Below are 7,877 nucleotides of genomic sequence, written 5' to 3' on the forward strand. Positions count from 1 at the left end.
AAGATCGGGGATGATCTCCTGCGCGACTTCCTTGCGCGGCTCCTCGAAATTGACGAATACGTTGAGCTGGTCCTGCAGGATGCGCGCGGCATAGGCCACTGCATCGTCAGGCGAAATCGCGCCATTGGTCTCGATCGTCATGGTGAGCTTGTCGTAGTCGAGGATCTGGCCCTCGCGGGTGTTCTCGACCTTGTAGGAAACCTTGCGTACCGGGGAAAAGAGGCTGTCGACCGGTATCAAGCCGATCGGCGCATCTTCGGGACGGTTGCGCTCGGCGGCGACATAGCCCTTGCCCGAGGACACCGTGAATTCCATGCGGATCTCGGCGCCGTCGTCGAGGGTGCAGATCTGAAGGTCGGGGTTGAGCACGGTAATGTCGCCGACCGTCTGGATGTCGCCGGCCGTGACGACGCCCGGACCCTGCTTTTTCACGACCATGCGCTTGGGGCCCTCGCCCTGCATCTTGATCGAGATGTCCTTGATGTTCAGCACGATGTCGGTGACGTCCTCCCGGACGCCCGCGATCGAGGAGAACTCATGCAGCACGCCATCGATGTGCACCGACTGCACGGCCGCACCCTGAAGCGAGGAGAGCAGGATGCGGCGAAGCGCATTGCCGAGCGTCTGACCGAAGCCGCGCTCGAGCGGTTCGGCGACCAGCGTCGCAAAGCGGGTCGCATCATGCCCCGCAGTTACGTGGAGCTTGTTCGGCCGGATCAGTTCTTGCCAATTTTTCTGGATCGTCACTGTTTTCACCCATGGGCCAGTCGACTGGGGGACTAAGTCACTGGCGTTGGAGACCTCGCGGGACCAATCCCGCGGCTTGCAATCTCAAAAACCTCGCGGGCGTGAGAGACGCCCACGCCTTCAAAACATCAAACCCGCCGGCGCTTGCGCGGTCGGCAACCATTGTGCGGAATCGTCGTCACATCGCGGATCGAGGTGACGGTGAAGCCCGCCGCTTGCAGCGCGCGAAGCGCCGATTCACGGCCCGAACCGGGGCCTGCAACTTCAACTTCCAGCGTACGCATGCCGTGTTCCTGCGCCTTCTTGGAAACGTCTTCGGCGGCGACCTGCGCCGCATAAGGGGTCGACTTGCGCGAGCCCTTGAAACCCATCGTACCCGCCGACGACCAGGCAATGGTGTTGCCCTGCGCATCGGTGATGGTGATGGTGGTGTTATTGAACGACGAATTCACGTGCGCCACACCGGAAGCGATATTCTTGCGTTCACGGCGGCGTACGCGGGTGGCATCCTTGCCCATCTAAGAACCTTTCCTGACGATCTCAACGCCGCCGTAATGCCAGCGGCTACACCTGTGAAGCGAGTAGTGAGTAGCGAATGGCGAATAGAACTACTCGCCGCTCCCTATTCGCCGTTCGCTCTCTTACTTCTTCTTGCCGGCGATCGACTTGGCCGGACCTTTGCGCGTACGCGCATTGGTGTGCGTGCGCTGACCACGCACCGGCAGACCGCGGCGATGGCGAAGGCCGCGATAGCAGCCGAGGTCCATCAGACGCTTGATGTTCATGCCGACTTCGCGGCGAAGGTCGCCCTCGACCATATAGTCGCGGTCGATCACTTCGCGGATCTGCAGCACTTCCTGGTCGCTCAACTGGTTGACGCGACGCTCATCGGGAATCTTGACCTTCTCCATGATTTCGGCAGCATTCTTCTGACCGATGCCATGGATGTATTGGAGCGCGATCAGCACGCGCTTGTTGGTCGGGATATTCACACCGGCAATACGGGCCACGAACTTCTCTCCTGTCGCCAATCCCCGTTTTGGGAACGGCTGTCTCTTTCTGTTTCGGGCAGGTGTCCACAAACGCGAACACGACGCCCTCCCCTTCAATGATCTCGGGGCCCGGCATCGTTGAAAACTATCCGACTTGGATGTGGGCTTATTAAAGGATTGAAACCGGTTTCGTCAACCGTCTCCAAGCCTTAAGCCCGCCGTTTCCCGGCCTTTTTCGCTGCCTTTTTGGCAGGCTTCCGCAGCCCCACGGCCGGCCGCTTCCGGGAACCCGAGGCTGCCTTCCGGGGCGGCTTTTTGGCCTTCTTTTTGGCGCTTGCCTTCCCGGAGCGGCTTGGGCTCGCCTTGGAGGCCTTTCGGGCTGCGCCGACGGTCTTTTTGGCCGGTTTTGAGGTTTTCCTGCCGCCAGCCTTCGCGGCCTTTATAGCCGGTTTGACCGTCTTTTTGGGCGCTTTGGCCTCCGCCGCCCCGATCGCCGCAAGAATGCGGCCGATCTCATGGGTGACGTGCTCGATGGTCATCATGCCGTCGACCGTCAGCAATTTCCGGCGCTCCGAATAGTAGTGGATCAGGGGTTCGGTCAGCATCCGGTAGCTCGCCAATCGCTTGACCAGCACTTCCGGGGTGTCGTCGACCCGAACCTCCTCCCCGCGGGCGCGGGTTTCGGCGGCGCGGGTTTCGACCCGCTGCAGCAGCGCGCTTTCATTGACACGCAGTTCGATCACCGCGTCGAGCTTGAGGCGCTTTTTCTTCAGAAGCTCGTCCAGCGCTTGGGCCTGCGGCACCGTGCGCGGAAAGCCGTCGAGGATAAAGCCCTTCGCCGCGTCCGCCTGGTCCAGCCGGTCGGAAATGATGCCGATGACGACATCGTCCGGCACGAGGCCGCCGCTCGCCATGATGTCCTTCGCCTTCAGACCTACCGGCGTTTGCGCTGCCACTGCGGCGCGCAACATCTCGCCGGTGGAAAGCTGGACGATGCCATAACGGTGGATCAACCGCTGGGCCTGGGTACCTTTGCCCGAGCCCGGCGGGCCAAGAAGAATCAGTCTCATCTCTCGTTTCGCCCCCGGTAGTGCGGCTTTTGGTCAGAAGTCCGCATCGTTTGTGCCGCGAGTTGATCACGCGGACTTCTGAACCAAAGCCGCATTAGATCAATAGGTCTGCCAGTGTCCTTTCGATTCCGAAGTTCGAAACGTGGCTCCCCAAAATGCTACGAACTTCGGAATCAGGACACTAGAACGCGAGAGATTCCGGACGAACCGCCGTCGCATTCTTGTCTTTATTATTTCGCGCACGCGCCCAGCGCAAACGTCTTTGGCAAATGTCGCAAGAAAACTCTGCGATCACCGCACACCCACGATCGAAAATCAACAATGTCGCTAGTAGATGCCGCAACGCAGCGCAAAATGCGCTCTATCGGCGGCGGCCGCGCAACTTCGACTTTCGGATCAGCCCTTCATATTGATGGGCGAGCAGATATCCCTGCACCTGCGCCACCGTATCCATGGTCACGCTGACGACGATCAGCAGCGAGGTTCCACCGAAGTAGAACGGCACCGAGGCGTAGGAGATCAGGATTTCAGGAATGAGACACACCACTGCGAGGTAAACCGCGCCCGGGACCGTAATTCGCGACAGCACGTAGTCGATATATTCGGCGGTGCGTTCGCCGGGCCGGATACCCGGAATAAAGCCACCGTGCTTCTTGAGATTATCGGCGGTTTCCGTCGGGTTGAACACGATCGCGGTGTAGAAGAATGTGAAGAACACGATCAATGCAAGATAGAGAATGAGAAACAGTGGACGGCCGTGGCCGAGCTGCGTCGTGATCCATTGAAACCATTCCGGGCCGTGACCGGCGTTGAAGTTGGCGACCGTGGTCGGCAGCAACAATAGCGATGATGCAAAGATCGGCGGAATCACGCCGGACGTGTTCAGCTTCAGCGGCAGATGCGAGGACTGGCCCTCGAACATCTTGTTGCCGACCTGACGCTTCGGATACTGGATCAGAAGCCGCCGCTGCGCGCGTTCCATGAACACGATGAACGCGATCACCACGACCGCCATCGCAATCACGACCAGAATAATGCCGGTGGACAGCGCGCCCTGACGGCCGAGCTCCAGCATGTTGGCGAGCGCCGAAGGCAATTCGGCGACGATGCCGGAAAGAATGATGAGTGAAATGCCGTTGCCGATGCCGCGCGAGGTGATCTGCTCGCCGAGCCACATCAGGAACATGGTGCCGCCGGTCAGCGTGATGGCGGTCGACAGGCGGAAGAACAAGCCGGGATCGGCGACCACGTTGCCGGCGCCTTCGAGGCCGACCGCGATGCCATAGGACTGGAAGGCGGCGAGGATCACGGTGAGATAGCGGGTGTACTGATTCAGCGTCTTGCGGCCGGCCTCGCCTTCCTTCTTCAGGGCTTCGAGCTGCGGCGACACGGTGGTCAGAAGCTGAATGATGATCGAGGCCGAGATGTACGGCATGATGTTCAGCGCAAAGATCGCCATGCGGTGGATGCCGCCGCCGGCGAACATGTTGAACATGCCGAGAATGCCGCCGGCCTGGGTGCGGAACACCTGTTCCCAGATGGTTGGGTCGATGCCGGGCAGCGGAATGTAGGTGCCGAGGCGGTAAACCAGCAGCGCGCCGAGCGTGAACCAGATTCGCTTCTTCAGCTCATCGGCCTTGGCGAAGGCGCTGAAGTTGAGGTTGGCCGCTAATTGTTCTGCTGCTGATGCCATCTCTAAGGCTCTCTCCCGCCGCCCGCTGCCCCGCCGCGGCCTCGCAAGGCCGAACGCGCGGCATTATTTGGTGCTCCGCGGCGATAAGTCCATCGCCTGTCCTGCACTTTGGCCGTGCCGGCGCAACCGATGACGCAGATGTTACGCCGCCTTGCCTTCGTCCTTCGGTGCCGGCGCCAGAATCTTCACCGTGCCGCCCGCCTTTTCGACCGCCGCAATGGCGGGCCTGGAGGCGCCGTGAACTTCGATATTGAGCTTGGCCTTGAGCGCGCCTCGCCCGAGCAACCGCACGCCATCCCTGGAGCGCCGCAACACGCCTGCCTTGACCAGCGATTCAGCGGTGACCGTCTCCTTGGCGTCGACCAGCTTGGCATCGATCGCCTCCTGAAGCCGGTCGAGATTGATCTCGGCGAACTCAAGGCGGAAGATGTTGTTGAAGCCGCGCTTGGGAAGGCGCCGATGCAGCGGCATCTGACCGCCCTCGAAGCCCTTGATACGCACGCCGGAGCGCGCGGTCTGCCCCTTGCCGCCGCGGCCCGAGGTCTTGCCCTTGCCCGAGCCGATGCCACGGCCGACGCGCATCCGCTTTTTACGCGAGCCGGAATTGTCGGCGATATCGCTAAGCTTCATCGTCTGATTCCTTATCTTTTACTTCTCGACCACGACGCGGACGAGATGCGCAACCTTGGCGATCATGCCGCGAATCGCCGGCGTGTCCTTCAGCTCGGTTACGCGGCCGATCTTGTTGAGCTTCAATCCGATCAGCGTGTTGCGCTGCGAATGGTGGCGGCGGATCGGGCTGCCGGTCTGCTCGACCTTGATTGTCTTTGCGGCCTTGGCCATCGTCATGACTCCATAACGCGCGGATGAGCGCGGATTTGTTATTCGGCAACCGCTTCGGCGTCGCCGCCGACCCGGCGCGACTGCAACGTCGACACCTTGATGTTGCGGCGAGCCGCAACCGAACGCGGCGAATCCTGATGCTTCAGCGCATCGAAGGTCGCGCGAACCATGTTGTAGGGGTTCGACGAGCCGATCGACTTCGCGACCACGTCCTGGATGCCCAGCGTCTCGAACACCGCGCGCATCGGCCCACCGGCAATGATGCCGGTACCGGCCGGCGCCGCTCGCAGATAAACGCGTCCCGCGCCGTGACGGCCGGCGATGTCGTGATGCAGCGTGCGGCCCTCGCGCAGCGCCACGCGCGTCAGATTACGCTTGGCAGCATCGGTGGCTTTGCGGATCGCTTCGGGGACCTCGCGCGCCTTGCCGTGGCCGAACCCGACCCGGCCCTTCTGGTCGCCGATCACGACCAGCGCCGCAAAGCCGAAGCGCTTGCCGCCCTTCACCACCTTCGCCACACGGTTGATGTGGACGAGCTTGTCGACGAACTCGCTGTCGCGCTCCTCGCGATCCCTGCTGCGTCCGCCGCGTTCGCGTTCACCTGCCATGGTGTTTTCCAATCCTTGAGAGGCGAAAGGCCCCTGTCCTCGTGTCGGTTAAGTCCGTAATTCCTAGAAGCTCAATCCACTTTCGCGCGCGGCATCCGCGAGCGCCTTGACGCGGCCATGATAAAGATACCCGCCGCGGTCGAACACCACTTCGGTGACACCGTTCTTCACGGCGCGCTCCGCCAGGAGCTTGCCCACGGCCTTTGCTGCGTCGATGTTCGCACCGGTCTTGCCGCCATCGCGCATCGTCTTCTCCAGCGACGAAGCCGAAGCCAGCGTCTCGCCCTTCAGGTCGTCGATGACCTGGGCGTAGATGTGCTTCGACGAGCGGAACACCGACAGGCGCGGACGTCCGCCGGCGGAACGGCGCAATGCAAGCCTCACGCGCTGCGTGCGCCGGGCATTCGTAGCTTTCAATCTCGACATGACCGGCTCCGTTACTTCTTCTTACCTTCCTTGCGGAAGATGAATTCGTCGACATACTTCACGCCCTTGCCCTTATAGGGCTCCGGCGGACGGTAGCTGCGGATTTCGGCGGCGACCTGGCCAACGCGCTGGCTGTCGTTGCCGACGATGACGATCTCGGTCGGCTTCGGCACGGTGATCGCGATGCCTTCCGGAATCGCATAGACCACGTCGTGGCTGTATCCGAGCGCGAGCTGCAGGTTCTTGCCCTGCAAGGCGGCACGATAGCCGACGCCGTTGATCTCGAGCTTCTTCTCGAAACCCTTGGTGACGCCCAGCACGAGATTGGCGACCTGCGCCCGCGCGGTGCCGTACATGGCCTGGGCGCGGTTGGTCTCGTGGCGCGGCGCTACCTTCACCTGGCCGTTTTCGAACTTCACCTCGACGTCGTCGTGCACGACAAAGGACAACTGGCCCTTCGGCCCCTTCATCTTCACGGTCTGTCCCTCGACGGTCGCGGTAACGCCCGAAGGGATCGTCACAGGCCTTTTGCCGATACGTGACATGGGTTTCTCCTCAGAACACCGTAAAGAGAACTTCGCCGCCCACGTTCGCGTCGCGCGCTTCGTGGTCGGCCATGATTCCCTTCGGCGTCGACAATACGGAAATGCCGAGCCCATTATTGACGCGCGGCAGGTTCTTCACCGAGGCGTAAACGCGACGTCCGGGCTTCGACACCCGCTCGATCTCGCGGATCACGGGCTCGCCGTCGAAATATTTCAGCTCGATCTCAAGCTCGCTGCGTCCGGACGAATGCTCGACGCTGGCGTAGCCACGGATGTAGCCTTCCGTCTTGAGCACTTCGAGCACGTTGGCGCGCATCTTCGAGCCCGGACTCGAGACCTTGGGCTTGGCGCGCATCTGCGCGTTGCGGATACGGGTGATGAGATCGCTTATCGGATCGTGTGTGGACATGCCCGACCCTCCTTACCAGCTCGACTTCACGAGCCCGGGAACCAGGCCCTTGGAGCCGAGTTCGCGCAGCGCGATACGGGAAAGCTTGTTCTTGCGATAGACCGAGCGCGGACGCCCGGTCAGTTCGCAACGGTTGCGAATCCGGGTCGGCGACGAGTTGCGCGGCATCTCGGCGAGCTTCAGCGTCGCCGCAAACCGCTCTTCCATCGGCTTGGTCTTGTCGGCGATGATGGCCTTCAGCTTCGCGCGCTGTGGGGCGGCGTTCTTCACCATCCGCTTGCGCCGGTTGTTCTTCTCGATTGAACTCTTCTTTGCCATGTTTGGCTCCTGGGTATCCGCGTTTGAGATGCTGTTCTTAAAAGCGTCTCACTGCCGGAACGGGAAATTGAATGCGGTCAACAATGCCCTTGCCTCTTCATCGGTGGGCGCGGTGGTGCACACCGTAATGTCCATGCCCCACGACTCGCCCGCCTTGTCGAAGTCGATTTCGGGGAAAATGATGTGCTCCTTGATGCCGAGCGAATAGTTGCCGCGGCCATCGAAG

The 7,877-nt window shown here is 61.5% G+C and carries 12 protein-coding genes and 1 pseudogene; all 13 read right to left on the reverse strand.

Annotated elements, in window-relative coordinates:
- Nucleotides 1–756 (reverse strand): DNA-directed RNA polymerase subunit alpha (locus WB528_RS17775; protein ID WP_423889709.1); only part of this gene is annotated, 756 nt, incomplete at its 3' end.
- 119 nt (nucleotides 757–875) lie between these two features.
- Nucleotides 876–1,265 carry a 30S ribosomal protein S11 gene (gene rpsK, locus WB528_RS17780; RefSeq protein ID WP_072823637.1) on the reverse strand — a complete coding sequence of 130 codons (390 nt, stop codon included), beginning with the start codon at nucleotides 1,263–1,265 and terminating at the stop codon, nucleotides 876–878.
- 123 nt (nucleotides 1,266–1,388) lie between these two features.
- Complete coding sequence (gene rpsM, locus WB528_RS17785) at nucleotides 1,389–1,757, reverse strand: 30S ribosomal protein S13 (protein ID WP_423889710.1); 369 nt, start codon at nucleotides 1,755–1,757, stop codon at nucleotides 1,389–1,391.
- 191 nt (nucleotides 1,758–1,948) lie between these two features.
- Nucleotides 1,949–2,809 carry an adenylate kinase gene (locus tag WB528_RS17790; RefSeq protein WP_423889711.1) on the reverse strand — a complete coding sequence of 287 codons (861 nt, stop codon included), beginning with the start codon at nucleotides 2,807–2,809 and terminating at the stop codon, nucleotides 1,949–1,951.
- 361 nt (nucleotides 2,810–3,170) lie between these two features.
- Nucleotides 3,171–4,502 carry a preprotein translocase subunit SecY gene (gene secY / locus WB528_RS17795; RefSeq protein ID WP_423889712.1) on the reverse strand — a complete coding sequence of 444 codons (1,332 nt, stop codon included), beginning with the start codon at nucleotides 4,500–4,502 and terminating at the stop codon, nucleotides 3,171–3,173.
- Nucleotides 4,503–4,643: 141 nt separating this feature from the next.
- Nucleotides 4,644–5,132 carry a 50S ribosomal protein L15 gene (gene rplO / locus WB528_RS17800; protein WP_423889713.1) on the reverse strand — a complete coding sequence of 163 codons (489 nt, stop codon included), beginning with the start codon at nucleotides 5,130–5,132 and terminating at the stop codon, nucleotides 4,644–4,646.
- 18 nt (nucleotides 5,133–5,150) lie between these two features.
- Entirely contained in the window at nucleotides 5,151–5,345 is a 195-nt protein-coding gene (gene rpmD / locus WB528_RS17805; protein ID WP_423889714.1) for a 50S ribosomal protein L30, read from the reverse strand.
- 38 nt (nucleotides 5,346–5,383) lie between these two features.
- Nucleotides 5,384–5,953, reverse strand: coding sequence for a 30S ribosomal protein S5 (gene rpsE / locus WB528_RS17810; RefSeq protein ID WP_422257181.1), 570 nt, complete (start codon nucleotides 5,951–5,953; stop codon nucleotides 5,384–5,386).
- Nucleotides 5,954–6,016: 63 nt separating this feature from the next.
- Nucleotides 6,017–6,379: a 50S ribosomal protein L18 gene (gene rplR, locus WB528_RS17815; RefSeq protein ID WP_422257182.1), complete on the reverse strand. Its 363-nt coding sequence runs from the start codon at nucleotides 6,377–6,379 to the stop codon at nucleotides 6,017–6,019.
- 11 nt (nucleotides 6,380–6,390) lie between these two features.
- Nucleotides 6,391–6,924 (reverse strand): 50S ribosomal protein L6, encoded by a 534-nt coding sequence (gene rplF / locus WB528_RS17820; RefSeq protein ID WP_423889716.1) that lies wholly within the window; start codon nucleotides 6,922–6,924, stop codon nucleotides 6,391–6,393.
- A gap of 10 nt (nucleotides 6,925–6,934) precedes the next feature.
- Nucleotides 6,935–7,333, reverse strand: coding sequence for a 30S ribosomal protein S8 (gene rpsH / locus WB528_RS17825; protein ID WP_423889717.1), 399 nt, complete (start codon nucleotides 7,331–7,333; stop codon nucleotides 6,935–6,937).
- A 12-nt stretch (nucleotides 7,334–7,345) separates the two neighbouring features.
- Nucleotides 7,346–7,651 (reverse strand): 30S ribosomal protein S14, encoded by a 306-nt coding sequence (gene rpsN, locus WB528_RS17830; protein WP_423889718.1) that lies wholly within the window; start codon nucleotides 7,649–7,651, stop codon nucleotides 7,346–7,348.
- Between the two features lie 48 nt (nucleotides 7,652–7,699).
- Nucleotides 7,700–7,877, reverse strand: a pseudogene (locus WB528_RS17835) (50S ribosomal protein L5); the annotation flags it as partial.

Origin of the sequence: Bradyrhizobium sp. (genome assembly GCF_049586575.1) — a bacterium.
GTDB lineage: Bacteria > Pseudomonadota > Alphaproteobacteria > Rhizobiales > Xanthobacteraceae > Bradyrhizobium.

Excerpts from the sequence above, each read along its gene's own strand:
- rpsK (WP_072823637.1), bottom strand. The coding sequence starts at position 1,265 with ATGGGCAAGGATGCCACCCGCGTACGCCGCCGTGAACGCAAGAATATC.
- WB528_RS17790 (WP_423889711.1), bottom strand. The coding sequence starts at position 2,809 with ATGAGACTGATTCTTCTTGGCCCGCCGGGCTCGGGCAAAGGTACCCAG.
- secY (WP_423889712.1), bottom strand. The coding sequence starts at position 4,502 with ATGGCATCAGCAGCAGAACAATTAGCGGCCAACCTCAACTTCAGCGCC.
- rplO (WP_423889713.1), bottom strand. The coding sequence starts at position 5,132 with ATGAAGCTTAGCGATATCGCCGACAATTCCGGCTCGCGTAAAAAGCGG.
- rpmD (WP_423889714.1), bottom strand. The coding sequence starts at position 5,345 with ATGGCCAAGGCCGCAAAGACAATCAAGGTCGAGCAGACCGGCAGCCCG.
- rpsE (WP_422257181.1), bottom strand. The coding sequence starts at position 5,953 with ATGGCAGGTGAACGCGAACGCGGCGGACGCAGCAGGGATCGCGAGGAG.
- rplR (WP_422257182.1), bottom strand. The coding sequence starts at position 6,379 with ATGTCGAGATTGAAAGCTACGAATGCCCGGCGCACGCAGCGCGTGAGG.
- rplF (WP_423889716.1), bottom strand. The coding sequence starts at position 6,924 with ATGTCACGTATCGGCAAAAGGCCTGTGACGATCCCTTCGGGCGTTACC.
- rpsH (WP_423889717.1), bottom strand. The coding sequence starts at position 7,333 with ATGTCCACACACGATCCGATAAGCGATCTCATCACCCGTATCCGCAAC.
- rpsN (WP_423889718.1), bottom strand. The coding sequence starts at position 7,651 with ATGGCAAAGAAGAGTTCAATCGAGAAGAACAACCGGCGCAAGCGGATG.